The organism is Tamlana crocina, assembly GCA_040429635.1.
In the GTDB taxonomy this organism is placed as follows: Bacteria; Bacteroidota; Bacteroidia; order Flavobacteriales; family Flavobacteriaceae; genus Flavisericum; species Flavisericum crocinum.
Window position 1 is genome coordinate 3,663,411 of sequence record CP158972.1, and the last position, 25,662, is coordinate 3,689,072.

At 37.9% G+C, this 25,662-nt stretch carries 26 protein-coding genes; 12 read left to right on the plus strand and 14 right to left on the minus strand.

Annotation, left to right across the window (positions count from 1 at the left end; all coding sequences use genetic code 11):
* Positions 1-135: 135 nt before the first annotated feature.
* Complete coding sequence (locus ABI125_15960; protein XCF07919.1) at positions 136-585, minus strand: PA2169 family four-helix-bundle protein; 450 nt, start codon at positions 583-585, stop codon at positions 136-138.
* A gap of 202 nt (positions 586-787) precedes the next feature.
* Between ABI125_15960 and ABI125_15965 the strand changes: the two genes are divergently transcribed.
* From ABI125_15965 to rimM, 3 genes are all read left to right on the plus strand, one after another.
* Complete coding sequence (locus tag ABI125_15965) at positions 788-1,879, plus strand: lactonase family protein (protein XCF06201.1); 1,092 nt, start codon at positions 788-790, stop codon at positions 1,877-1,879.
* A 118-nt stretch (positions 1,880-1,997) separates the two neighbouring features.
* Positions 1,998-2,516 carry a 30S ribosomal protein S16 gene (locus ABI125_15970; protein XCF06202.1) on the plus strand — a complete coding sequence of 173 codons (519 nt, stop codon included), beginning with the start codon at positions 1,998-2,000 and terminating at the stop codon, positions 2,514-2,516.
* Between the two features lie 236 nt (positions 2,517-2,752).
* Positions 2,753-3,280, plus strand: a complete 528-nt coding sequence (rimM, locus tag ABI125_15975; protein ID XCF06203.1) for a ribosome maturation factor RimM — start codon at positions 2,753-2,755, stop codon at positions 3,278-3,280.
* 81 nt (positions 3,281-3,361) lie between these two features.
* On the opposite strand, the gene ABI125_15980 is transcribed toward rimM, so the two are convergent.
* Both ABI125_15980 and ABI125_15985 read right to left on the minus strand, forming a co-directional pair.
* Positions 3,362-3,811, minus strand: coding sequence for a PA2169 family four-helix-bundle protein (locus tag ABI125_15980; GenBank protein XCF06204.1), 450 nt, complete (start codon positions 3,809-3,811; stop codon positions 3,362-3,364).
* A gap of 168 nt (positions 3,812-3,979) precedes the next feature.
* On the minus strand, positions 3,980-4,435 hold the full coding sequence (locus tag ABI125_15985) for a DUF2383 domain-containing protein (GenBank protein ID XCF06205.1): 456 nt from the start codon (positions 4,433-4,435) through the stop codon (positions 3,980-3,982).
* A 151-nt stretch (positions 4,436-4,586) separates the two neighbouring features.
* Between ABI125_15985 and ABI125_15990 the strand changes: the two genes are divergently transcribed.
* From ABI125_15990 to ABI125_16005, 4 genes are all read left to right on the plus strand, one after another.
* Entirely contained in the window at positions 4,587-5,321 is a 735-nt protein-coding gene (locus tag ABI125_15990; GenBank protein ID XCF06206.1) for a methyltransferase, read from the plus strand.
* Positions 5,322-5,428: 107 nt separating this feature from the next.
* Positions 5,429-6,607 carry an acyl-CoA dehydrogenase family protein gene (locus ABI125_15995; GenBank protein XCF06207.1) on the plus strand — a complete coding sequence of 393 codons (1,179 nt, stop codon included), beginning with the start codon at positions 5,429-5,431 and terminating at the stop codon, positions 6,605-6,607.
* Between the two features lie 104 nt (positions 6,608-6,711).
* The gene (locus ABI125_16000) at positions 6,712-10,203 is read left to right on the plus strand and encodes a hypothetical protein (GenBank protein ID XCF06208.1); all 3,492 of its coding nucleotides are present in this window, start codon (positions 6,712-6,714) and stop codon (positions 10,201-10,203) included.
* Between the two features lie 89 nt (positions 10,204-10,292).
* The gene (locus tag ABI125_16005) at positions 10,293-11,192 is read left to right on the plus strand and encodes a serine/threonine protein phosphatase (protein ID XCF06209.1); all 900 of its coding nucleotides are present in this window, start codon (positions 10,293-10,295) and stop codon (positions 11,190-11,192) included.
* A gap of 58 nt (positions 11,193-11,250) precedes the next feature.
* Here ABI125_16005 and ABI125_16010 read toward each other — a convergent pair whose 3' ends face one another.
* From ABI125_16010 to ABI125_16030, 5 genes are all read right to left on the minus strand, one after another.
* The gene (locus tag ABI125_16010) at positions 11,251-11,757 is read right to left on the minus strand and encodes a ferritin (GenBank protein ID XCF06210.1); all 507 of its coding nucleotides are present in this window, start codon (positions 11,755-11,757) and stop codon (positions 11,251-11,253) included.
* A gap of 87 nt (positions 11,758-11,844) precedes the next feature.
* Complete coding sequence (locus ABI125_16015; protein XCF06211.1) at positions 11,845-12,147, minus strand: hypothetical protein; 303 nt, start codon at positions 12,145-12,147, stop codon at positions 11,845-11,847.
* Between the two features lie 37 nt (positions 12,148-12,184).
* Positions 12,185-12,514 (minus strand): 2Fe-2S iron-sulfur cluster-binding protein, encoded by a 330-nt coding sequence (locus ABI125_16020; GenBank protein XCF06212.1) that lies wholly within the window; start codon positions 12,512-12,514, stop codon positions 12,185-12,187.
* Between the two features lie 205 nt (positions 12,515-12,719).
* Positions 12,720-12,962: a NifU family protein gene (locus ABI125_16025; protein ID XCF06213.1), complete on the minus strand. Its 243-nt coding sequence runs from the start codon at positions 12,960-12,962 to the stop codon at positions 12,720-12,722.
* 51 nt (positions 12,963-13,013) lie between these two features.
* The gene (locus tag ABI125_16030; protein ID XCF06214.1) at positions 13,014-14,150 is read right to left on the minus strand and encodes an Mrp/NBP35 family ATP-binding protein; all 1,137 of its coding nucleotides are present in this window, start codon (positions 14,148-14,150) and stop codon (positions 13,014-13,016) included.
* 271 nt (positions 14,151-14,421) lie between these two features.
* Between ABI125_16030 and ABI125_16035 the strand changes: the two genes are divergently transcribed.
* On the plus strand, positions 14,422-17,106 hold the full coding sequence (locus ABI125_16035; GenBank protein XCF06215.1) for a T9SS type A sorting domain-containing protein: 2,685 nt from the start codon (positions 14,422-14,424) through the stop codon (positions 17,104-17,106).
* A gap of 3 nt (positions 17,107-17,109) precedes the next feature.
* On the opposite strand, the gene ABI125_16040 is transcribed toward ABI125_16035, so the two are convergent.
* The 3 genes from ABI125_16040 to trmB are packed head-to-tail and all read right to left on the minus strand — an operon-like array spanning position 17,110 to position 18,748.
* Positions 17,110-17,439 (minus strand): MGMT family protein, encoded by a 330-nt coding sequence (locus tag ABI125_16040; protein ID XCF06216.1) that lies wholly within the window; start codon positions 17,437-17,439, stop codon positions 17,110-17,112.
* Positions 17,436-18,071, minus strand: coding sequence for a LysE family transporter (locus ABI125_16045; GenBank protein ID XCF06217.1), 636 nt, complete (start codon positions 18,069-18,071; stop codon positions 17,436-17,438). The genes ABI125_16040 and ABI125_16045 overlap by 4 nt, the downstream gene beginning before the upstream one ends.
* 2 nt (positions 18,072-18,073) lie before the next feature.
* Positions 18,074-18,748, minus strand: a complete 675-nt coding sequence (gene trmB, locus ABI125_16050; GenBank protein XCF06218.1) for a tRNA (guanosine(46)-N7)-methyltransferase TrmB — start codon at positions 18,746-18,748, stop codon at positions 18,074-18,076.
* 145 nt (positions 18,749-18,893) lie between these two features.
* Between trmB and ABI125_16055 the strand changes: the two genes are divergently transcribed.
* On the plus strand, positions 18,894-19,940 hold the full coding sequence (locus ABI125_16055) for a glycosyltransferase (GenBank protein ID XCF06219.1): 1,047 nt from the start codon (positions 18,894-18,896) through the stop codon (positions 19,938-19,940).
* Here ABI125_16055 and ABI125_16060 read toward each other — a convergent pair.
* Positions 19,923-20,966, minus strand: a complete 1,044-nt coding sequence (locus tag ABI125_16060) for an ATP-binding protein (GenBank protein ID XCF06220.1) — start codon at positions 20,964-20,966, stop codon at positions 19,923-19,925. The genes ABI125_16055 and ABI125_16060 overlap by 18 nt on opposite strands.
* A gap of 5 nt (positions 20,967-20,971) precedes the next feature.
* Entirely contained in the window at positions 20,972-21,652 is a 681-nt protein-coding gene (locus ABI125_16065; protein ID XCF06221.1) for a response regulator transcription factor, read from the minus strand.
* Positions 21,653-21,879: 227 nt separating this feature from the next.
* Between ABI125_16065 and ABI125_16070 the strand changes: the two genes are divergently transcribed.
* From ABI125_16070 to ABI125_16080, 3 genes are all read left to right on the plus strand, one after another.
* A complete protein-coding gene (locus tag ABI125_16070; protein ID XCF06222.1) occupies positions 21,880-22,224 on the plus strand; it encodes a T9SS type A sorting domain-containing protein in 345 nt (114 codons plus the stop codon).
* Positions 22,225-22,329: 105 nt separating this feature from the next.
* Positions 22,330-23,106: a T9SS type A sorting domain-containing protein gene (locus ABI125_16075; GenBank protein XCF06223.1), complete on the plus strand. Its 777-nt coding sequence runs from the start codon at positions 22,330-22,332 to the stop codon at positions 23,104-23,106.
* A 110-nt stretch (positions 23,107-23,216) separates the two neighbouring features.
* Positions 23,217-24,197 (plus strand): acyl transferase, encoded by a 981-nt coding sequence (locus ABI125_16080; GenBank protein XCF06224.1) that lies wholly within the window; start codon positions 23,217-23,219, stop codon positions 24,195-24,197.
* Between the two features lie 130 nt (positions 24,198-24,327).
* Here the strand turns inward: ABI125_16080 and tyrS are convergent, their stop codons facing one another.
* The gene (tyrS, locus tag ABI125_16085; protein ID XCF06225.1) at positions 24,328-25,623 is read right to left on the minus strand and encodes a tyrosine--tRNA ligase; all 1,296 of its coding nucleotides are present in this window, start codon (positions 25,621-25,623) and stop codon (positions 24,328-24,330) included.
* Positions 25,624-25,662: the final 39 nt, after the last annotated feature.

A 25,662-nucleotide genomic window follows, 5' to 3' on the forward strand; every position in this document is an offset into this window, starting at 1 on the left:
TCGCAAAAAACGAAGTGTATAAAAGTACGTAGAATTTATATTTATGCACTCAGGAAAACCCAAAGAGTTGTAAACAAAAAACGCCCACATTGTTTAAAACAACGCAGGCGTTCAAACTAACCAACCAAATTTATATTAGGAGACTAACTCCTCGTGTACTTTTTCTGTATTTATTGCTGCCTGAATAGCATTTCTTTGTTTAAATAACATTTGGTCGATGCTAGGTGGCAAGTTTCTGTATTTAAGAACTTCATTGTATTCTTCAAGGCTGGCTTTCTCACCGCGAATGGCTTCTTCTAAAATAGCCTCTTCGTCATTCGATTTAAATAACGATTTTAAGCTCATCCAATTACGGTGCACTGCGCCTTTAAAACTACCTGAGTCTTTTGGATCTTCGCCATACCTTAAAATTTCAGTTCTCAACTCTTTGGCAAATTCGCTCCGTTCGGTAGCCCGACGCTTAAAGAAAATATTCAACGTTGAACTTTCCACATTATCAGCAGCATTGAGATACCCCTTTTCGGCATCATAATTTTTTTCTAATAATTCGTTTAATTTGTTTGAAATCTCTTCTGTAAACTTCATAATATCCTGTTCTTTTTTAAATTTCAATAAATTCTTTTTAGATGCGTATTGTTTCACATCTATTTCGAAGATACAAAGCATATCCGGCCATGTCAAGGGCGTTTAACAAAGTTTAGCATCGTAGCGGATATTTTAACACACTAAGCGGCATTTTTAACAACTGAAGCAAAGGTGCTTTAACATTTACTTAAAAACCCTATTTTTGAAAAAAACACCTGTTATGCAAACCACTTTTTCTCTTGCTTTTACTTTTTTATGGTCTATCGTTTTATATGCCCAAAACATCCCACTCTACGTTGGCACATTCACCAATGAAGACGCCCAAGGCATTTACCAGTATCAATTCAATACACAAACTGGGCAGATTTCCAATGAAATTTTAGCCATTGAAATAGAAAGCCCGAATTTTTTAACCTATTCGAACGACAGAACATTTATGTATTCTGCAAACCGTTCGAAAGACAAGTCTAAACCCGATTATGTTGCAGCTTACAAAATTAACAGCGACGGTACATTTACTTTAATCAATACCCAAGATAGCCATGGCGCTGCGCCTTGCCACATTGCCATTAACAAGTCGGGCACAAAAATTGTGGTTTCCAATTACAATGGCGGAACGGTATCCCTTTACAACATAAATGGAGATGGCAGTTTAAGCGAGGCCACTCAGGTTTTTAATCACAATGCTGAAAACGAAAAATCGCATGCTCACTCCGCGCAGTTTTTTAACAATGAATTATTTGTTGCCGATTTGGGGAGAAACGCTGTATATCAATATCAACTAAAAATTAACGAGTACAAACTGGCAAAGCCTAAAATTGTGGAGATGACGGACAACCCTGGCCCTCGTCATTTTTCAATAAGCAAAAACGGAAAATTCGTTTACATTATCAATGAATACGGCAGCTCGATAACTACTGCAAAACGAACAAAAAATGGATTTAAGGAAGTGGATTTCGACACCACGTTAAGCGATGATTACAAAGGCAAAAACTCCTGTGCCGATATTCACCTTTCACCAGACGAACGCTTTTTATACGGTTCTAACCGAGGCGAAAACTCAATTGCTGTTTTTAGAAGGAATAGCCGAAACGGTAAAATCAAAAAAATACAGAACATAAGTGTTGAGGGCGACTGGCCAAGAAATTTCACCCTCGACCCCAACGGAAACTTTTTATTGGTAGCCAACCGAAGAAGCAACAATATCTCAGTTTTCAAAATTGATAAAAAAACCGGATTACTAACTTTTTTACACGATACCAAATCACCAACACCCGTACATCTATTGTTTTAATTTTCAGAAGTCTTGGCTTTTAATTTCATTTTAAAAATATCATGGTTTATTAAAAAAATAGCGTATCTTTGCGCCCTCATTAATAACCGAGGTCGAGAACCTCAAATAATTAATTATTATGCCAGTAAAAATTAGATTACAACGTCACGGTAAAAAAGGAAAACCTTACTACTGGATCGTAGCCGCAGATTCGCGTGCAAAAAGAGATGGTAAATACCTAGAAAAATTAGGTGCTTACAACCCAAACACTAACCCAGCAACTGTTGAACTAGATGTTGACGGTGCTGTAAAATGGTTGCAAAATGGTGCGCAACCAACCGATACCGCTAAGAATTTATTGTCTTACAAAGGGGCTTTATTAAAGAACCATTTGGCCGGCGGTGTTAAAAAAGGCGCTTTAACTGAAGAGCAAGCTGAAGAAAAATTCAACGCTTGGTTAGAAGAGAAAAACGCTAAAATCCAAGCTAAAGCTGAAGGTTTATCTGAAGCCGAAGCAAAAGCTAAAGCTGAGGCACTAGCTGCTGAAAAAGCGGTTAACGAAGCTAGAATAGCTGCACAAGCTCCAGTTGTTGAAGAAGAAGCTGCTGAAGAGGAAGCTCCTGCTGCAGAAGCTGAAGCAACTAATGAAGAAGAATAAAAATTTATTTTTTATACTTTTAAACTCCGATGGGCAACCGTCGGAGTTTTTTTATTCCCGAGAAAGCGGGAATCTATTAATTTGACACGCTAAGCTGTCGCTTTGAGCGCAGTCGAAGGCCATTTCTGGATCTCATACAAGATTTTGTAGATACTGAAACGGGGTCAACATGAAATACGAACAATTAAATTTATAAGATTCCCGTCTGCACGGGAATGATAAATTCAGCTATTGCAATGAAAAAAGAAGACTGCTTCTACTTAGGTAAAATTGTAAAAAAATATAGTTTTAAGGGCGAAGTGTTGGCCAAGCTCGATACCGACCAACCTGAACTTTATGAAAATCTCGATGCCATTTTTTTGGAACTGAGAAATAACTTGGTGCCTTTTTTTGTGGAACGGTCGCAATTGCACAAATCAGAATTGCTTCGTTTAAAATTTGAAGAAGTAGATACAGAGGCCGATGCCGACAGCATCATGAAAAGCAACCTGTTTCTTCCGCTGGAATTACTCCCTAAATTAGAGGGCAACAAATTTTATTTCCATGAAGTCATCAATTTCACCATTGAAGATGTCAACTATGGCAAAGTCGGCATTATAAAAGCCATTAACGACTCTACCGCACAGGCACTTTTTGAAATTGACAGAAATGGCACAGAAATACTCATACCAATGAATGACGAATTTATCGTTAAGGTAGATCGTAAAACCAAAACGATTCTTGTGGAAACCCCTGAAGGCTTAATAGACCTCTACCTCCAATAAGAATTCATTTTCATTATAAAAAAATCCGAGGACCATCTTTTAAGATCGCCCTCGGATTTTTTATTTATTAGTTTCAGCGTTCTAAGCAATCAACCGATCTCCAATTTGAATGGAATGCAAACTGCGCTCTAAAGTATCGCGTTGTTTTTTCAATAATTGCGTAATGCCTTCTGAGTGTTTTATTTTATCTAGAATAGTGTTGTATTTTTCTAAGCTCCAAGTTTTAATGCGGCACACTTCATTAAAAAGCACATTCTCATCCTTATTTGAAACACCCTTTTTAAACTTACCCCAAAGCTTGGCCAAGCCATTTTTTTCTTGATCTGAATATTCGGGCTTACCGCCTTTTTGGATAATTTCGGCGCCTAAAAATCTACAAAACTCATTTCTTTCGAAGGCCATGGCCCTAAAAAAATGTTTTAATTCTTCGCTTTCAACCTGTTTTAAGGCTTCCAAATACATTTTTTCGGCCTCATAATTAATGGCTAAAAGTTCATTTAGTTGAGCAATAGTTGGATTTGATTTTTTCATTGTTCTGGGGTTTTAAAGAGTTAGTACAATAAATTCAAATGAAGTTTAGCTTAGTAAGTTAATTAATAACCCGCAATAATTCAACGTTTTATAGATTTATTTTGTATTTTCTTTAACGCTTTTACCTTTTAAGGACGGTAAAACCCGCACGAATTACAACAATTAAAATCAAGCATCTTGAACTAAGTGCTCTAAACGCTTAATGGCATTCATATTCGATTGCACCGTATCACGCTGCTCTGACAACAATTTACACAGCGACAAAGGCAAGTTCAATTCGCTTAACAAAGCATTATATTTATTAATGGTTATTTCCTTTATCCGGCATACCTCCTGCACAATCAAGCTGTGGTCTTTCAAAAAAATGAGTTTTCTAAAATTCATCGACAGTTTGTAAGACTCATTTGCCATACTTTTAGGCAGCTTAGCCTCGCCTAGCAGTTTTTCCAATTCTAGGCATAATTGTTCGTTATATCTTCTGCGTTCTTCCTTTCGGTCGTTAAAAAACATCTTTAACGATTCGCCAGGCACAGTTTTAAACGCCTCATCATAAATATTTTCAAGCTCTTGGTTAGTTACCAACAAATCATTTAATTTCTTTAATATTTTTTCTTTGTTCCTCATTATCTTTATTCCCTGAATCATCTTGTGCGCTTAAAATTATATACGTGTCTAAGCTAAAAATTAGCCGACAAAAAACTTGTTATTTAACACGGTTTTATAAAATTTAATACACTTTAACGGTTATTTTAAACCAGAAACAACCACAACATTAATGCCAAAATCCACTTTTAATTTTAAACAATTTAGCGTAGAACAAGACCGATGCGCCATGAAAATTGGTACAGACGGTGTACTGCTTGGGGCGTGGGCCACTATTAACCACAAACCGTTTTCAATTTTAGATATTGGCGCCGGCACAGGAGTTTTATCGCTGATGCTTGCCCAAAGGAGCCATGCAGAAGTTATCGACGCCTTAGAAATTGATGCCGATGCCTACGAACAATGTGTTGATAATTTTGAGCAATCACCATGGGGAGACCGCCTGTTTTGCTATCATGCCTCGCTGGAAGAATTTGCTGATGAAATTGATGAACAGTACGATTTGATTGTTTGCAATCCGCCGTTTTATTCTGAAGACTATAAAGCGGAAAACCAACAACGCTCAACTGCCCGTTTTCAGGATGCCATGCCGTTTGGGCATTTAATTGAAAGTGTTTCGAAATTGCTTTCTGATTCTGGCCTGTTTTCAGTGGTCATTCCCAAAAAAGAAGAAGCCGATTTTATAATATTAGCTTCAAAATTCAACCTTTTTCCCAATCGGATTCTACACGTAAAAGGAACGCCGTCTTCTGAAATAAAACGTTGTTTAATAGAGTTTTCCTTTAAAGAAACCCGAGACGAAAAAAATTTAAGCACAGAAATTGAGCAATTGATTATTGAAACTTCAAGACATCAATACACCAAAGACTACATCAAATTAACCCAAGATTTCTATTTAAAAATGTAGCGCTTAAATTAAGATTAATTAAATTTGAGTGGATTTGTTGTTAAATTTTCAAAAATATTAGCACTATCCTAATTATTTTGTTTTAACAGAACTTAAATTTGATCTAGATGAAACCCGATTTATTTCAAGCGCCCGACTATTATAATTTAGACGAACTACTTACCGAAGAACATAAATTGGTACGCAATGCCACCCGCGATTGGGTAAAAAAAGAAGTTTCGCCCATTATTGAGGAATATGCCCAAAAAGCAGAATTCCCCAGTCAAATTATTAATGGGCTCGCAGAAATTGGTGCCTTTGGGCCTTATATTCCAACGGAATACGGTGGTGCTGGATTAGATCAAATTTCGTACGGACTCATTATGCAGGAAATTGAACGTGGCGATTCAGGCATTCGCAGCACGGCTTCGGTGCAATCCTCTTTGGTGATGTACCCCATTTGGAAATACGGTTCTGAAGCACAACGTAAAAAATATTTACCCAAATTGGCCAACGGCGAATGGATGGGCTGTTTTGGACTTACCGAGCCCGACCATGGCAGCAATCCTGGCGGAATGACGACAAATTTTAAGGATAAAGGCGACCATTATTTACTTAATGGAGCCAAAATGTGGATTAGTAATGCGCCTTTCGCCCAAGTGGCAGTGGTTTGGGCTAAAGATGAAAACGAACGGATTCACGGTTTAATTGTGGAGCGGGGCATGGAAGGCTTTTCTACACCAGAAACCCACAACAAATGGTCGTTGCGTGCCAGCGCTACCGGCGAGCTGATTTTCGATAATGTTAAAGTCCCCAAAGAAAATATATTGCCCAATAAATCGGGGCTTGGTGCTCCATTGGGCTGTTTGGATTCTGCCCGTTACGGTATTGCTTGGGGTGCTATTGGTGCCGCCATGGATTGCTACGACACCGCATTACGATATAGCAAAGAACGCACACAGTTTGGGAAACCCATCGGACAATTTCAACTTCAGCAAAAAAAACTGGCCGAAATGATTACCGAAATCACCAAATCCCAGCTATTAACCTGGAGGTTAGGTGTTTTGCGCAACGAAGGCAAAGCAACATCGGCACAAATATCTATGGCCAAACGCAACAATGTGGATATGGCTTTGAACATTGCACGCGAAGCCCGACAAATTTTAGGAGGAATGGGTATAACCGGCGAATACAGTATTATGCGCCACATGATGAATCTAGAAAGTGTAATTACCTATGAAGGCACTCACGACATCCACTTATTAATTACCGGGCTCGATGTTACCGGGCTCAATGCCTTTAAGTAAATTTCTCATTGTCATTCTATTGCGCAAAAGATTTCTCGAAAAAATTTGTCGAATATGACTTTCGACAGTTTTTTTCAGGAATTCGGAATATAACTTTGTAGCAGATGTTCGTAAAGCACGAGCAAAACTCAAAGTTAAGCATCATGGAAGCATCAAGAAAAGATCTCATTCAATTTATCAATTTACAATTGGCAGCGATTGGGCAGCCGGTTTTTAAAGACAAACCAGGTAGCAAGGAGCAACTTTGCGACCCTGAATTTGAAAAAACTACTCGCCCATTAATAATGAACCTTAGGGAAAAGTCTAGACTTTTAGCAGACCACCTCTCTCCGGCCGATACAAGAATCCAAGCCTTTATAGACGATTATTTAAAAGATGTAAAAACCGATAAATCGTTCAAAATACCCAACAACACCTTAATACTTTCTAAAAAAGGTCAAGCCAGAGAAGCGAGTTTACCCCCAGATGACGATTCGTTTGAAAGCGATTTGGTGAACTCAAAAAGACTAAAACAAGGGATTTTAAATAACCCATTGCACGATAAAAGAACCACTAAGGGAACTTTTCACATCGTGGAAGGGCCGCTTCCCGTTCCCTTAGATAAAAAAGAAGTGCCTCGTGAAGTGTTGGCGCACTTTTTAAACGCCGCTTTTAAACCTTCTGATGAACTAAATACACTTCCGTTTACATCCAACCAAGAGGAAAAAGCAAAAACCATGGTATCGATGCTTTTAAGGCCTGTGGTTTGCCCCGAAGTAAAAGGTATAATTTCCGAAAAAAGACTGGAAGTTCGGTTTTTCGCTCCCGGCTCTTTGGTGAGCAACCTTGACTTTGTGGAGAACATTTTTGGCAACGCGGGCAATCCTAATTTAGTACATAACGATGCAGCACTAGACCCCGAACACTGGACCGGACATACTGGATGCATCATACTTGCCCCGCAACTTTTAAAACTTAAAAAGAAAGATGTTGGCTTACCTCATTTTGATGACGCTACCGAGCGCCAGAAAAAAGACGGCATGTGCTGGATTGAAGAAAACGAGCTTTACAACGATGGCGGAGCCTTTAAAATTACTTGTAGAGACGACAGGGGTGTGGTTGTTACTTTAATTGCCGACAACTATTATGGTTATTCCAAAAAAGAAATCAAAACCCAAATTAGCTATTCGGCTAACTTATACGGCATTTTAGAAGAAGAGCATGCTGGTGGCGCCATTGCCTATGCCAGACGCGTTATGGGAGACACTGTAAACTGCAACGATTACAACAAGTATTATGGGCTAGACCATACCATTGAAGATGTAAAAACCTTACTTGGCGACCGCATTGAAGTTCAACCAGAAAATTATGCGATAGACAAAAAATACCCTAATGTGGTGTACATTCCCGAATCATCGTACTTCAATACCAATACCAACAGTATAACATGGAATTACAAAGGCAAAGAACAAAAATTAAAATTGTCGCCTTTTAAAACCTACATGCACCCATCTGGAAACAAGCTGAGATTGGAAAAGCACAAGTCTATTGACTTATGGCGCATTGTTGAGACCTATCCCGAGGGCGTATTTTGCCATAAGCCTTGTACAGTTTCAGGTGGCGGAAAATCGGAGATTTCAAAATCGATGCAAAACGCCATTACTTATGGCCGTTTCAACATACACAATATTGAAGAAGACTTCAAAAAAGCCGACGAAATTATTGAGTTCGACTATTCTACCCGATGGAAGGACAAAGATCCCAACAGACCAAAATCAAGATCGTTTTTAAGCGAAAAAAGAACTTTGGGCTCGGTGGTAAAATTGCTAACTCCTTCAGATGAAAACTCAGATGAATTCAACGAATGGCTAAACAATATTCCTGTACATGTTCGCTCTCTTGTGTTATTCGTTAAGCGTTTGTTCAGACAAGCACATGGCGCAAACCTTAACTGGAAAGACATGATGTCTGTTGAAATCATTAACGGTGTAAAAGGCACCTCTTTACTATACAATAACACGCCGGTTGTGGGGAGTTATGTGCGCATCGGCTTCAACCAACAAGGCAACTGGATGCTAAATAAATTGCGGTCTGATTTTTCAGCATGTGAAAAAATCCAGACTGAAGACGACATTACTGCATCGATTACGCTTCCTAGAAATCAGTTTAAAGATTTAAATCCGGAATACACCAACAAAAGCGTAAAGGTATTAACCAACTGCGAGGCCCATCTGTTCCAAAGACCAGATGAAGCGATTGTAAGAGGTTACGATAAAGGTGCTGAACTGGACATTATTTCAAACGGAAGGTTCCTAACCAACTATCAAATGCTGACTAAAGAGGATGCGGTTGAAATTTATGAAGACACCATCAATTACGACAAATATACACAGCCGGTAAAAGATTTTATAAAGGATATTATTGATAGTGATGATGACCATATTCAGTTTGTATTGCCATCGCACCCAAGAATTATTGAAGATGGCTTGCCAACTAAAAACCCCCGTTATTTAGAGCCGAACAGATTCTACAATGAAACTGAAGCATCATACATCTCAGACATGGGCGTACGTTTAAAACGAAAAATCAAACTGGACGACCCCGTAATCCACACGGTAAATGCCGTTCTTTCTGGCCGACGAAACAATCCTGTAGACAAAGAAGCTGGCATAAGACCTCTGGCGGTTTACAACCCCATTCACTTTCAGGAAACGCCAGAATTGTTTATGGACTTCATTTGTAGTTTAACCGGTAAGTCACCATCAACTACCGGCGCTGGATCGGAAGGTGCATTAACCAAAGCACCGTTTAATATGTTAACGCCGACCACCGATTTAAACAATGCTTTGTTATCGCATATTTTAACCGAATCCAACGGGTTCAGCACTGCAGCAGGTTATGTGGGCGCCGAAAAGAAAATAGACCACGACGTAAGTTTATTGATACCCGAAATTTGGGCAAGAATGGCTCCTGAAGATAGAAACCCTAAAAACCTCATCGCTAACGGGGCTTTAGAAAAGTTGGAAGATTTTGAATACGAAGGCAAAAAAATATTGGCAAGCCGTTTAGGTTACCGAATTACTAAAACTTTTGCCCTGCTATGCTTAAACCGATTGTTCGATGAGCCAACCGCCGTTTTTGACGACAGAATGCTAAAACCAGAACTGCAAGGCATGGAAGATTATGTTGACGGCATTAACAACATTGTTGAGGCTCAACAAAAAGTGGCCCTTAACTATTTTGAAGATGGCAGTATTGAAGCCGCCATACCACCATTAAAAATCCTTTTAAACATCATGGCATACGGGAATTATGAAGGCAAGGATATTAACGACCCTGAATTGCGCAACTATTTCAATAGAGATTACGTGCTAAATGCTGATTGGTATAAAGACCGATTAAGTTTAAAACAACAAAAAGACATTGAATACTACAGCGCACAAATAGCGTATTTAGAAACTTTTAAAGCAAACCCAAACAATAAAGAATTAATAGGCGAATTAAATCTTGAGCAACGTTTAAACAAGACGAAAGCATTGTACAACAAAGTAAAATCTGAAGAGTACCTAAACAGTTTGGTGGGTACCATTGGCGCAGACCCACTGTTTAGAAAGTAACTGTGTTTATCTTGGTGTTTGTTTTTTTAAGCCAAAAAAGTGTATCACACAACATGCTTTTTTGGCTTTTTTTTACTTACATTTAACTTATGTTTTCATCGAGAAAAAGATTAAACAACGCTTACAATAATGCCAAAATCATTAATTTTGATGATGACAGCAAATTTATTCTATTTAGTGATTGCCACCGTGGCGACAACAGCTTCGCCGACGATTTTGCCAACAATCGGAATACCTATTTCCATGCCCTGAAACACTATTACGCCGAAGGATTTCAATATTGCGAATTGGGAGACGGCGACGAACTTTGGGAAAATTTATCGTTTGAATCTCTTCTGAATGCCCATAAAAACGTGTACATGCTTATGAAGCTTTTTCATAAGGAAGATAAACTACATATGATTTGGGGCAACCACGACATGGTTTACCGCGACCCCAACTATGTAAAAAAGCACCTTTCTTCCTATTTCGACCCTAAAACCGGAAAGGATGAAAAATTATTTGGCGATATTACTTATCACGAAGGTATTGTATTGAAACACTGTATGACGGGACAGGAATTGTTTTTAACCCATGGACACCAAGCCGACTGGTGGAATTATATCTTTTGGAAGTGGAGCCGCTTTATGGTTCGCATTCTTTGGAAACCACTCAATGTTATGGGAATAGCCGACCCTACCAGTCCAGCAAAAAACTATAAAGAGCTTATTAAAGTAGAGCGCCGCACCAAAAAATGGATTATTGAAAATAATAATTTACTAACTATTACCGGGCATACGCACAGGCCACGCTTTCCTGAGCCAGGCGATATCGCTTTTTTTAACGACGGAAGCTGTGTACATCCGCGGAGTATAACTGGAATTGAAATTGAAAATGGCAGTATTTCACTAATTAAATGGCAAATTGCCACGAAAGACGACGGCACGCTACAAATTGTTCGGGTGCTTTTGGAAGGTCCCAAAAAATTAATTGATTATAAAACCTCTTAACAAAAAAAATGCTCCCAGCCGATTAGACCAAGAGCATTTTTTTTAAACTTTTATAGCATTATTCCGTTGGGATACGCTCGTCAATCATTTTTAACGGCATGCCTTCCATTAAGTCGAAAATATCGATTATGCTTCTAAAAGTATCTTCTTCTTCAGATTGCTCAGTGATAAACCATTGCAAGAAGATTTCGGTAGTAAAATCGTCCACCTTTCTTGCGGTTTTAAATATCTTAAAAATGGATTGCGTTACGCTAATTTCCTGTTCCAAACCAGTTTCGTAAATAGACTTTAAACTTTCAAAATCGTTATTTACATTGGTAATATTTGGAGAAATGGCCGCCCCGCCATTATCGTTTATAAATTCGAAAATTTTCATGGCGTGCTCTCTTTCTTCTTCGGCCTGCTTATAAAAAAACGCTTTACTGTGCAGCAGCTCACGTTGGTCGCACCAAGACGCCATCGCTAAATACGACGCCGATGCTTTCATTTCCATTCCTATTTGATTATTGAGTAAATCCATCACCTCCGGGTGAATAGACATTTGTTTTCTAACTATTGTGTTCATAATTCCACTTTTACACAAAGTTACAATAAAATAAGGGCTTAAAAGCTTGTGAATAAAATTTAAAAAAAGTCTAAATAAACTTAAAATTTACACCAAAACCGGTTCGGGAGTTTGGAAAAACATTGCGATTTCTTCTTTAAGTTTAAGCAATTGTGGAATTTCAAGAAAAATTAAATGTTGCTTATCGGCTACAAAAAGTAAGGCGAAATTCTCATTATTAACGATTCGATTGAGCGAACTGAAACTTGTCAACTCATTGATTTTACGCCTTAGCTCGAGCATTTGCGGAAAACTCAAATAAATGCTTTTGTTTGGTGTATGCAACACATACTTACAGAAGGTAAGGTACTCGATTTGGTAGCTCTGCTTTGTATCTATCTTTTTATTCACGGGCACAAATATAACTTTTATTTAGAACAAATAAAAATTAACTTTCAGGAGCCAATTCAACTTCAAGACCTTCCATCTCTGGCGTCATTTGAATTTGACAACCCAAACGGCTATTATCCTTAACATCGAAAGCTTCTGCTAGCATGGCGTCTTCGTCATCAGTCATTTCGGGCAGTTCATGATCGCTCAACACATAGCACTGGCAGGACGCACACATGGCCATACCTCCACAAATACCAATAGTTCCCTCTGGTGCCAACTCGTAGCTACGCACTACTTCCATGAGGTTCATGGCCATATCGGTGGGTGCAACAATCTCGTGGGTTACGCCGTCTCTGTCGGTTATTTTTATGTTAATGTCGCTCATTACTAAAGTTTTGTGTTTTTAAATAGCACGTCATTTTTCGTGCCACAAATTTAAGGTATGTGTGTATATTTTAATAGGAATTTAATGCCAATTTGAAAAAGGGCACGTAAAAATAAGAAATCATTAAAATTCCTATATTTTCACATGCCAATTGACATTATAAACTTATTCTGATTGAAAGTTTATCAGTTTTTATTTGAAAAATCTAAGCTTCGATATTAACCACCTGCTCGATTTGTGGAGCATGTTTTTTAATGGTCATCTCAACCCCTGATTTTAGCGTCATTTGATTGACGCTACAGCCCACGCAAGCACCGCTTAACTGAACCTTCACCAATTTATCGTCCTCAATGGACAATAACGAAATATCACCACCATCACTTTGAAGGAACGGTCGGATTTCCTCTAGCGCTATTTCTACTTTTTCTCTTAATTCTTCTGAAGTCATATCTGTTTAGTTGCAATTACTTATCCTTAATTACAAAAGGTTGCAATATATTTACTTTTTCACTGCCGAACAGCCGGCCATAGTTGTTATTTTAATGGCTTCGGTAGGTGGTAAATCGTCGTTACGTCGTACCACTTCCTGAACCACATTTTGTGTCAATTTTTCGAAAGACTGCTCGAGTGGTGTTGCTGTCTGTAACGCAGCAGGTCGCCCCACATCACCTGCTTCCCGAATACTTTGCACCAAAGGAATTTCGCCTAAAAACGGTACGCCTAAATCATCGGCCAAGTTTTTTGCACCTTCTTTTCCGAAGATATAATATTTGTTATCGGGCAATTCGGCTGGTGTAAAGTACGCCATGTTTTCTATAATACCCAAAACAGGCACATTGATACTTTCCTGTTGGAACATGGCCACCCCTTTTTTAGCATCGGCAAGCGCCACATTTTGAGGCGTACTCACCACTACCGCTCCCGTAATGGGCAAAGACTGCATAATACTTAAATGGATATCGCCCGTTCCTGGAGGTAAGTCCAGTAATAAGAAATCCAGTTCACCCCAGTGGGCATCAAAAATCATTTGATTTAAGGCTTTGGCCGCCATTGGTCCTCGCCAAACTACCGCTTGGTTGGGCTGGGTAAAAAACCCAATTGACAACACTTTTACACCATAGTTTTCAATGGGTTTCATTTTAGATTTTCCTTCAACGTTTACTGCCAAAGGTTTTTCGGCTTCAACATCGAACATAATCGGAATAGAAGGCCCATAAATATCGGCATCTAACACCCCTACTTTAAAGCCCATTTTAGATAATGACACCGCTAAATTTGCTGTAACAGTAGATTTACCCACGCCACCTTTACCAGATGCTACGGCAATTATATTTTGAATACCAGGTATTGGTTTTCCTTTTATAACATTGGCTTTGGGCTTTTCGGGCGCATCAACGGTTACGTTCACTTTTATTTTAGCCTTTTCGTAAACCTGCTCGTGAATGGTTTTTAAAATATCGACCTCGGTTCGTTTTTTCGCCTGCAGGCTAGGATTTTTTATGGTAATATCCACAATCACCTCATCACCAAAAGTGACAACGTTTTTTACCGCTCCGCTTTCCACCATATTTTGTCCTTCACCTGGTACTGTTATGGTTTCCAACGCCTTTAATATATCGTTCTTGTTAAGTTTCATCGTTTTTATTCAGAATAAATCCAAATGCAAAGATAAGTAAATAAGCTAGAAGACAGAAGGCGGTTGTTAGAAGTTTTGACTATACCCTTATTGTGCTTGATTATCGTGTTAAATTTGTGCTTTTTTAAATTCTTAACTAATCTGAAAGAATGACAAGCACTCTAAAGTATCCCTAAACACTTCATCAAATTTATTGTTCATTTAATCTAAAATGAACTAAAACACCTACCTAAGCTGACAAATTGAAATATATTTACTGCAAATTATATTTATGAAATATTTCTGCTTTTCTTTATTAGCCCTTTTTTTTGCTCAATGCATTTTTTCCCAAAATATAAGTTTTGAAGACCCTAACTTTAAAAATGCACTGATTGTTTTGGGTATTGACACCAATGGGGATAATGAAATACAAATATCAGAAGCTCAGAGCACAACGAGTTTAGACCTCTCAAGCCTCAATATTGCTTCTTTAATGGGCATTTCTCAGTTTGAATACGATATATATCACTCTATTAATAGCATGGTAGGCATTGAAAAGTTTATTAATCTAAAAACTTTAATATGTAAAAGAAATAATATCGAAACTTTAGATGTATCACTTCTACTAAATCTTGAAACCTTAGACTGTTATGGCAATAGAATATCGAGTTTAACCTTAAACGACACTAACAGTCTACTATTTTTAGATTTGAGCGCGAATCGTTCATATAGTATTTTAGAATCAAACATTAGCAAGTTAACCAATCTTAAAACATTAAAATCTTCTTCAAACCAAATATCGGATATAAATATTAGCACCTTGGCAAACCTTGAAGAGTTAAACCTGTACAACAACAAACTAACTACGCTTGACATTAGCTCCTTAACAAAACTGAAAAAATTAACTTGCAATTACAACCAATTAACCAACCTAGATGTTAGCAACCTTATTGATTTAGAGAATTTGACTTGTAACTACAACTTGTTAAATAATTTAATGGTTGGTGGGCTAACCAAGATTACACGCTTAATTTGCAACAATAATAAAATAAATAATCTAGATATCTCCTCTGCTATTAATCTCGACTATTTAAATTGTGATTATAATGAATTGGCAAGTTTAAATGTGGATAACCTTTACAAAATTAAAACGATAAATTGTTCAAACAACCAAATTTCTAGTCTAAACGTCGAAAACCTGAATGCTCTTCAATCATTGAAATGTTCTTTTAATAATCTAACATCTCTAGACGTTTCTAATTTAGAAGCATTAGAGTTTCTTCATTGTAATGACAATAAATTAGAATCTCTATCAATTGAAAACAGCAATGTGGCACTTATCAAATGCCACAATAACAATTTAACAGAGTTAGATTGCACAACGGCTTATAATTTAGACCATTTAGAATGCAACGACAACAAACTAGTAACATTATTTCTAAAAAATGGCATAAACGAGACCACTTTTAATGAATCTACAACTACCATTAATTTTGAAAACAACCCAAATTTAGAATATATCTGTGCTGATGATTTTGAAATATCAAAAATACAAGAACTCATTGACCTCTACGGATACAGCGGTTGTGAGGTCAATACTTATTGCAGCTTTACTCCAGGTGGTGAATCTTTCGTTATTGAAGGGCAAAACATTTTAAATCAAAATGGAGGGGACTGTAGCGATGCGGTTCCTTTTTACGCCAATGTGAAATATAATGTTAGTAGTTCCGAAATTAACGGCCAGTTTATATCGAATTTTTCTGGTTCCTTTAAGACCTCTGTAAACAAAGGAAGTTATAGTGTAACACCTATTTTAGAAAACCCTGAATTTTTTAAAATATCACCAGAAGTTTTAACAGTTAATTTTCCTGATGATGGATTTTCAGTAGCTCAAAATTTCTGCATTACGCCAAATGGCACATACAACGATTTAGAAGTAATAATTATCCCAATAACCAGAGCCAGACCTGGTTTTAACAGTGAGTATAAAATAATCTATAAAAATAAAGGAAACCAGACATTATCTGGTTCTATTGAAATTGACTTTCAAGATGACATATTAGACCTGACTTCCTCCAGCCCTGAAGTCAGTACACAATCAAACGGCTCACTTACTTGGAACTATAGTAATTTACAGCCTTTCCAGTCGAATGAAATTTCAATTATATTCAACATAAACACGCCTCTGGAAACACCTTCAGTTAATGATGGCGACATTTTAAACTTTACGGCCAGTATTTCCCCAATTACAGGAGACTATACTGAAACCGACAATACTTTTACACTTAATCAAACAGTTGTTAATTCCTTCGATCCTAATGACAAAACTTGCTTGGAAGGCAACACTATTACTCCCGATTTAATTGGTAATTATGTACACTACTTAATTCGTTGTGAAAACACTGGGTCTGCTGAAGCCGTTAATGTTATAGTAAAGGACGTTATTGACGGCAACAAATTAGACATTAACTCACTGATGGTTACAGGTTCAAGTCATCCAATGGTCACTGAAATTAATGGTGACAATGTAGAATTTATTTTTGAGGAAATTAATTTGCCTTTTGATGATGCCAATAATGACGGTTATGTTTCTTTTAAAATAAAGACCTTGCCAACATTACAGATCGGAGATATTTTTGAAAACGAAGCTGAAATTTACTTTGACTATAATGCACCAATAATAACCAACAAATACGCAACAAAAATTAGCAACTCATTAAGCAACTCGAAAAACCATGACGTTAACTGCCTTTCACTTTATCCTAACCCCTCAGAAGATAAAATCTCCGTCAACACTAAGAGAGCCATTGAACTTATAAGTTTTTACGATGTTTGGGGCCAGTTGGTATTGCAAATCCCATTTCCTGAATATACAATGAACACCGAGGTGTCAACCGACAAACTATCTTCTGGAAATTACTTTGTAAAAGTGAAAACGAATTTAGGTAACCACACCATAAAATTCACAAAAAAGTAGAAATCACAATTCTTCACTAGGATCCCAAAACACCTTTTCAAAATTTTGTATTTGGTTTTCAATCACTTCAATGCCTTCACTCTCCAACAATTGCTGCATCAGGTTGGTGCCTTCAAAGTGCTGTTTCCCAGTGAGGAGGCCTTTTCGGTTTACAACACGGTGGGCCGGAACATCATTACCGGAAGAGCCATTCATGGCATAACCCACCATTCGGGCGCTTCTGGCCGCACCTAAATATCTGGCTATGGCGCCGTAACTGGTTACCCTTCCGTAAGGTATTTGTTTGGATACCTCATAAACCCTATCGAAAAAACTCAATGTTTCGGGTTTCATTGCCAAAAGTCCTTTAGGATATTAATTAATGTAATAATCGAAATGATCCCCGTAATGCCGCCAATTATAAAATTCATGTTTCTCTGGCTGGTAAACTGCTTATCCTTTATTTTATCGAAAAAGAAAATATACATGTACAACGTAACGAACGTACCTGTACCTGCTCCTGCCACATAAGATAGTATGTTACTTTGCTCGAAAGACATCCAACCTACGGAAGCCAATGTAATAGTTATATAAGCCTGATAGGGAATGGGAAACATATTGATAGCCGACAACAAAATACCTTGAAAAAACCGACTGTGCTTGCTTCTCATTTTTGGTTCTATTTGCTGTTTGGGTGCCGACTTGGCAACAAACAAAAAATAAATGGTGATTAATATAAAAATCACCAAAGCCACCCCTCGAAGTACGCTAACCGCTTCAGGATGTTTACTTAAATACCGGGCAAATATGGCCGCTAAATAGGTTTGAGCGAACACTACCACACAAACCCCAATGGAAAACATAATACCTCGAACATGCCCTTCTTTAAGGCTAATTTTAGCTGCCGTCATATTAAGCAAACCAGGCGGAATTACCCCAATTAGCGCAAAAATAACTCCTAGAAAGAAAATTAGGGTAATATCCACGGTTACTTAATTTTAAACCGAATATACGTAATTGGTTTGTTCTGTTCTAAATATTGCGATTCGTAAAAGGTTTGAACGGCTGTGACATCCTCTGGACTGCCTTCCTGCTTATATACATTGTGGTTCGCATAAAGCACCTCGTGGCCTTCACCGTGCAATAGCCCTAACGTGTAGCCGTGCATAAATTCACTGTCCGTTTTCAGGTTTACAACACCATCGGGTTTTAGCACTTTTTTGTAGCGTTGCAAAAACGCAGTGTTGGTCATACGGTGTTTGGTGCGCTTATATTTTATTTGTGGATCGGGGAAAGTAATCCAAATTTCATCAACTTCATTTTCGGCAAAAGCATACTCAATCAATTCTATTTGGGTACGCAAAAAAGCGACATTGGGAATATTATCTTCAACCGCCGTTTTAGCTCCGCGCCAAAAGCGTGCGCCTTTAATATCGATGCCGATAAAGTTTTTGTTGGGATACTTTTGCGCCAAAGCTACTGAGTATTCTCCTTTTCCGCAGCCCAATTCCAAAACTATCGGGTTGTTATTTTTAAATACTTCCTTTTGCCAGTTTCCTTTCAAATTGTAATTGGAATTTACCAAATCATCGCGTGTTGGCTGAAACACATTCGCAAAGGTTTCGTTTTCCTTAAATCGTCTAAGTTTATTCTTGCTTCCCAAGGCTTGTTAACTATTTCTTATTATTATTTTATTTTTGGTAAAATTAAGGAAATATACAACAGCCGTCATAGCCTTATTTTTGAATTTTTATAAACATGCGTGGTGCCACACCTTTGGCAATAATTAACACGCTATAAATATCTAAATGAAAAAACGGATTTTAGTTGCACCGCTGAATTGGGGCTTGGGTCATGCCACCCGATGTATCCCCATTATAAACGCCTTAATGGAACAAGATTTCGTACCCGTTATTGCGAGTGATGGCGTGGCGTTGTCGCTGCTGCGGAAAGAATTCCCCAATCTGTCTTCAATCGAACTACCTTCGTACAATGTCACATACGCCAAAAACGGAAAACTTTTTAAGCTGAAACTCATCAAGGATTCCCCAAAATTGCTAAAAGCCATTACAGCTGAAAAAAAAGCCGTAAAAGATATTTTGGAGCACAACGATATTGCCGGAATCATTTCAGATAACCGATTGGGTGTTCGAAACAAAAAAGTGCCGTCCATATTTATCACACACCAATTGAATGTTTTAAGCGGAAGCACCACTTGGTTTAGCACTAAAATGCATCAAAAATTCATTCAAAAATTTGACGAGTGCTGGGTGCCGGATACCGAAGGAGAAATTAATTTGAGCGGAAAACTGGGGCACGTAAAAACTTTCAACATCCCCACCAAATACATCGGCCCACTAAGCAGGTTTACCCCGACCACAAACGAAACTAAAAACGATTTAATGGTTTTGCTTTCGGGACCGGAACCGCAGCGCACCCTCCTTGAAAAAAAGTTGTTTTCAGAACTTAAAAATTATAAAGGCAAAGTGGTATTTGTAAAAGGCATCATGGAAACCGAGCAGACCATTCAGGTTATCGGCAACATGACCATTTACAATTTTATGACCTCAAAATTGTTAGAAAAGACCATTAACGAAAGTAAGTTAATCATTTCGCGGTCGGGTTACACTACCGTAATGGATTTAGCCAAACTGAACAAAAAGGCCTTTTTTATACCCACGCCCGGACAGTTTGAACAGGTTTACCTAGCCGAAAGACTCACCGAAATGCAAATGGTACCCAGTTGTAAACAGGACGATTTTAGTCTCGACAAACTCAACCAAGCTCAAAATTACATGGGGCTAAAAGCGTTTAATTTTAATGTGGATTATAAGGAATTATTCAGCCTTTTCTAAAGTGAACGAAAACTCGCTGCCCACTCCGTACTCACTTTCTACGTATATTTTTTCTTCGTGCGCTTCAATAATATGCTTAACTATGGAAAGTCCCAAACCGGAGCCACCTTCTTTTCTGGAGCCACTTTTATCAACCCGATAAAAACGCTCGAATAGTCGTGGCAAGTGTGCTTTACCGATGCCTTCGCCATTATCGGTTACCCTCACGATAACTTTGTTTTTTATGAGATTTTCAATACTAATTTCAGTGGTGCCTTTCTGGTTTCCGTATTTCAGGGAATTTACCACTAAATTCACCAAAACTTGTTGGATGCGCTCTTTATCGGCACGGACCATTATGGCGTTGGGATAATCGCGATCGAAGGTTAGCGTAATTTTCTTTTTGGCTGCCTTCATTTCCAACATATCGAACACACTTCGGGTGAGTTCAACAATATCAAATGTTTCCATTTTCAAACGTAAATCGCCTACCTCCAATTTGGTAATCATATCCAAATCCTTAACAATGTATCCCAAACGCTCAATACCTTTACTGGCCCGAAGTAAATATTTTTCCCTGATGTTTTTGTCGTCCATGGCGCCATCCAGCAAGGTTAAAATATAGCCTTGAACGGTAAACAGCGGCGTTTTAAGTTCGTGCGATACGTTACCAAAAAATTCTTTTCGGTACTCTTCCCTAACTTTTAGGGTTTCTATTTCAATCTTTTTGTGTCTGGCAAACTTGTCGATTTCCTGCGTAAGTGTCCGCATATCGGTAGTAATGGGTCCTTTGCTTAAGTTTGCCGATTCGAGTAGAGTTAAATCGTCGTATATTTTTTTCACCCTTTTGTATATAAATCGCTCAATACTGTATTGAATGATAAAAAAACAAAACACGAACAAACTAACGGAAATACCCAAAACCTGGTACCACTTAAACTCGTAGAAATAATACAAAAAAACACTCATAAGGAGTGTTATGTAAATAGTGATGTATAGCGATGTTTTTATCGCAAACTTATACGACCTCTTAAATTTTGTCTGCATTAATATTAATCTACAAACTTATAGCCTACGCCTTTTATGGTTTTAAAACTTTCGTCGCCCAGTTTTTCACGAAGTTTCCTGATGTGGACATCGATGGTACGGCCTCCCACAACCACTTCGTTACCCCAAACGGTATCCAGAATTTCGTCTCTTTTGAAAACCTTACCGGGCTTAGATGCCAATAAAGATAACAATTCAAATTCTTTTCGAGGCAATATTATTTCTTTTCCTTTTGAAGTAATCTTGTATTCGTCGCGATTTATCACCAAACTACCTACCTTTACCGTATCGTCAACGTCTTCTTCTTTAAAGCGTCTTAAAAGCGCTTTCACTTTACTGATAAGCACTTTGGGTTTTATGGGTTTTGTTATATAATCGTCGGCTCCCGCATCAAAACCAGCCACCTGCGAATAGTCTTCGCCTCGTGCCGTTAAAAAGGTAACCATGGTATTTTTTAAATCGGGATTTTTTCGGATTTGCTCACAAGCTTCAATGCCATCCATTTCGGGCATCATCACATCCAAAATAATTAGATGCGGTAATTCTTTTTTTGCCTTTTTAACGCCTTCCAATCCGTTTTCGGCAGTAATTACTTGATAGCCTTCGTTGCTAAGATTATAACCAACAATTTCTAAAATATCTGGTTCGTCATCAACCAATAATATTTTGATGTCCTTTTTTTTCATTTGTCAACTACTGTTTTTATCGAAGTAAAGATAAAACTTAAAACACAATTCCTTAAAATAGCGTTTATAAATAACATTAAGATAACAAACTACTTACACAAAGTTAACTTTCATCGAATTTTCATCAGATTAACAGCATTTTTAACAAGGTTTTGGCATCAATTTTGATTACTCCTATTAACTTTGTAATTAATCCTTTGAACAAGATTGGTATAAATTTCAAATAAATGAAAAAAAACTACTTGGCTTTTTTATTCCTCTTTTTCTCCTTGTTTCTCGCCCAAGATATTACGGCACAAAGCATGGCACGAACGCGTTCAATTGAAAAAAATATTGAAGGGCTAACCGTTTACCCCAACCCTTTAAGCAGTGCAACACAATCTTTTTTAACCATTCAATCAAATTTGAATTCTGACAAAAACATTGAATTTTTCGATGTTTTGGGCAAACGCCTTTTTGCAACGGTTTTAAGAGGGAAGCAGTTAAACATTTCGCAATTAAACCCCGGTGTTTATATTTTGAAGATTACTGAAAATGGGATAAGCGAAGCCCGAAAATTAGTGATAAAGTAAAGAAATCGTTACTTCAATGTAAAAAAACCAACAAATTCAGGTTTTTCATAAATTTAATTAAAGAGCAACCATTACTTTTAGTCTTTAATTAAACACACATCAACTATGAAAAATCTTTATGTTTTTTTACTTACTCTTTCAATGACTTCATTCTGTTTTGGCCAAGAACTATTGACCAATGGTAACTTTGAGAATTGGGACGACCCCAACACTCCTTCTGGATGGGACAAATACGAAAGTGTCGCACAGGAAACATCAACCATTCATGCAGGGTCTAACGCTTTAAAAGTAATTGCTACCAGCACCAGAGACTTAACTCAATCGGTATCCATTCAACCTGGAGAAACTTATCAAATTTCCCTTTGGTATTATGTTGAGACTGGCGACGGCAGTGATGCTAGGATTTGGAGCTATTGGCTTAATGGAACTTCAACAGTTGCTGATGCGAGCACTGATGATGCACTACGCGGACCAAACAATGATTATTTTACAAGTAGCCCTACTTGGCAACAATATACGGCTACTGTAACCGCACCTAGTTCTGGCGTAGACGGATTTAGATTTGAGGTAAGATCATACAACAACGCCACTGTATATTGGGATGACTTGTCTTTTGTTGACACCAACACACTTTCTAACAAAACAACCGAAATAACTAATTTTAACATTTTTCCTAACCCTACATCATTAGGACATGTTAATATAAGCAGCAACAGCACCGAAAAAATGGACGTGACCATTTACAATCTCATCGGGAAACAAGTTTTAAAGCCATCCGTTATAAATAACAAAATAGACATATCGAGTTTACAGGCCGGGGTGTACCTTATTAAGGCCTTCCAAAACGGAAAACTATCGACTAAAAAACTAGTCGTAAAATAAACATACTTTACTCTTTTATACCCTAAAGCGTTATCCATACTGGTAACGCTTTTTTATTTTATATATTTTTGTCACTAGCTAAACCGAATCTATAATTTACATCCGTTTTTATGATAGACCCAAACTCTATTTTCAACATAAAAAACACTAATGAATTTGAAAAAAAAGCATTAGAGGTTTTCAAATTTCAATTTGAAAATAATAGAGTGTACCGTTCATTTTGCGATTTATTGTACAAACATCCCAGCGACGTAAAAACGATAGTCGATATTCCGTTTTTACCCATTCAGTTTTTTAAAACCCGGGATGTTTTGAGCAGCACAGCACCGATTGAAACCACATTTACCAGCTCGGGCACTACTGGAAGTGCCACCAGCAGACATCTTGTGACTGATTTAAATATTTACAAAGAAAGTTTCAGTAAAGGCTTCGAACATTTTTACGGAAACATAAAAGATTATGTGGTTTTAGCTTTGCTCCCATCGTATTTGGAGCGCGAAGGTTCATCACTTATTTACATGGTCGATACTTTAATTAAAGCCTCCGAACAACCCGAAAGTGGCTTTTACCTCAACAACCTTTCGGAATTACAAAAGCGACTCACAAAATTGGATGCTGAAGGAAAAAAAATATTGCTCATTGGGGTTTCTTTTGCGTTGTTAGATTTGGTTGAAACCCACCAATTCGAACTTAAAAACACCATAGTTATGGAAACGGGCGGTATGAAAGGGCGACGGAAAGAAATGATTCGTGCCGAGCTTCACCAGGAATTAAAACGTGGATTTGGAGTTGAACACATCCATAGCGAATACGGAATGACCGAACTTTTAAGTCAGGGCTACTCCAAAGGGAAAGGTGTTTTTGAATGCCCACCGTGGATGAAAACTTTAACCCGAGATACCGAAGATCCACTGACAATAAATACCCAACAAAAAGCAGGCGGCATCAATGTTATCGATTTGACCAACATCAACTCCTGTGCTTTTATTGCCACACAAGATTTAGGTCGTGTACACGCCAATGGCACTTTTGAGGTGATTGGCCGTTTCGACCATTCAGATATTCGAGGTTGCAACCTGTTAGCGCTTTAAAAAAATATTATAAATTGTAAGGTTTAAAGCAAACTAACGACTTAAAAACCAGCTAATAAAAAGAAAAATTTAGTTATTAGTTTGGTTTGTTAACAACGCGGCCCGAATTTAAATTCGAGCCGCGTTTATTTTAATTGAATTGTAACACAAAATAATTCTTCTTGCCCCGCTGAAGCAAAACAAATTTATTGTTTATCAAATCTTCTGCTGTAATGCTATAGTCTTCATTTACTTTTTCTTTATTCACCGAAATGGAGTTTTCCTTTAAGGCGCGTCTTGCTTCCCCGTTCGATTTTAAAAAACCTCCTTTTTCAGCCAATGCCGCTATAACGTCCAAGCCGTTTTCAATTTCAGATTTTGGCAACTGCATTTGTGGCACACCATCAAACACATCCAAAAAGGTTTGCTCGTTAAGTTGTTTTAAGTCCTCCGCAGTCGATTTTCCAAAAAGAATATTGCTCGCTTTTATAGCATTCTCCAAATCCTCTTTAGAGTGTACCATCGTCGTAATCTCTTCAGCCAAACGTTTCTGTAAAGCACGCATGTGAGGCGCTTCGTTGTGTTCTTTCACCAAAGCCTCTATCTCTTCACGACTTAAAAACGTGAATATTTTAATGTACTTTTCGGCATCTACATCGCTGGTATTTAACCAATATTGAAAAAATTTATAAGGTGATGTTCGGTTGGCATCCAACCAAATATTGCCGCCTTCGGTTTTTCCGAATTTAGTACCATCAGCTTTTGTAATCAATGGCCAAGTTAAGGCATATCCTTTTCCGGAATCTATTCTTCTTATGAGTTCCGTTCCCGTGGTAATATTCCCCCATTGGTCACTTCCGCCCATTTGCAGTGTACAGTTTTTATCGCGGTACAAATGCAAAAAATCGTAACCTTGCACCAATTGATAGGTGAACTCGGTAAAACTCATCCCCACCGAGGCATCAGACGACAAACGTTTCTTCACAGAATCTTTCGCCATCATATAATTAACAGTGATATGCTTACCCACATCGCGAATGAACTCTAAAAACGAAAAGTTCTTCATCCAATCGTAATTGTTCACGATAATAGCTGCATTTTCGGCGTCGCTATCGAAATCCAAAAATCGCGATAACTGTTCTTTAATAGCGTTTTGGTTGTGCCTTAAGGTTTCTTCATCCAACAGATTTCTTTCGGCAGATTTCCCAGAAGGATCTCCAATCATTCCTGTAGCACCACCTACCAAAGCTACGGGTTTGTGGCCGGCCAACTGAAAATGCTTCAGCCCCATAACGCCCACCAAGTGCCCAATGTGTAAAGAATCGGCCGTGGGATCAATCCCCACATACGCCTGGCGCATGGCTTCCATTAAGTGTTCTTCTGTTCCGGGCATGCTATCCTGTATCATGCCGCGCCAAGTTAATTCTTCAACAAAATTCTTTATCATGGTTTACTTTTTAAAAAACTATGCAAAGATAAAAATACG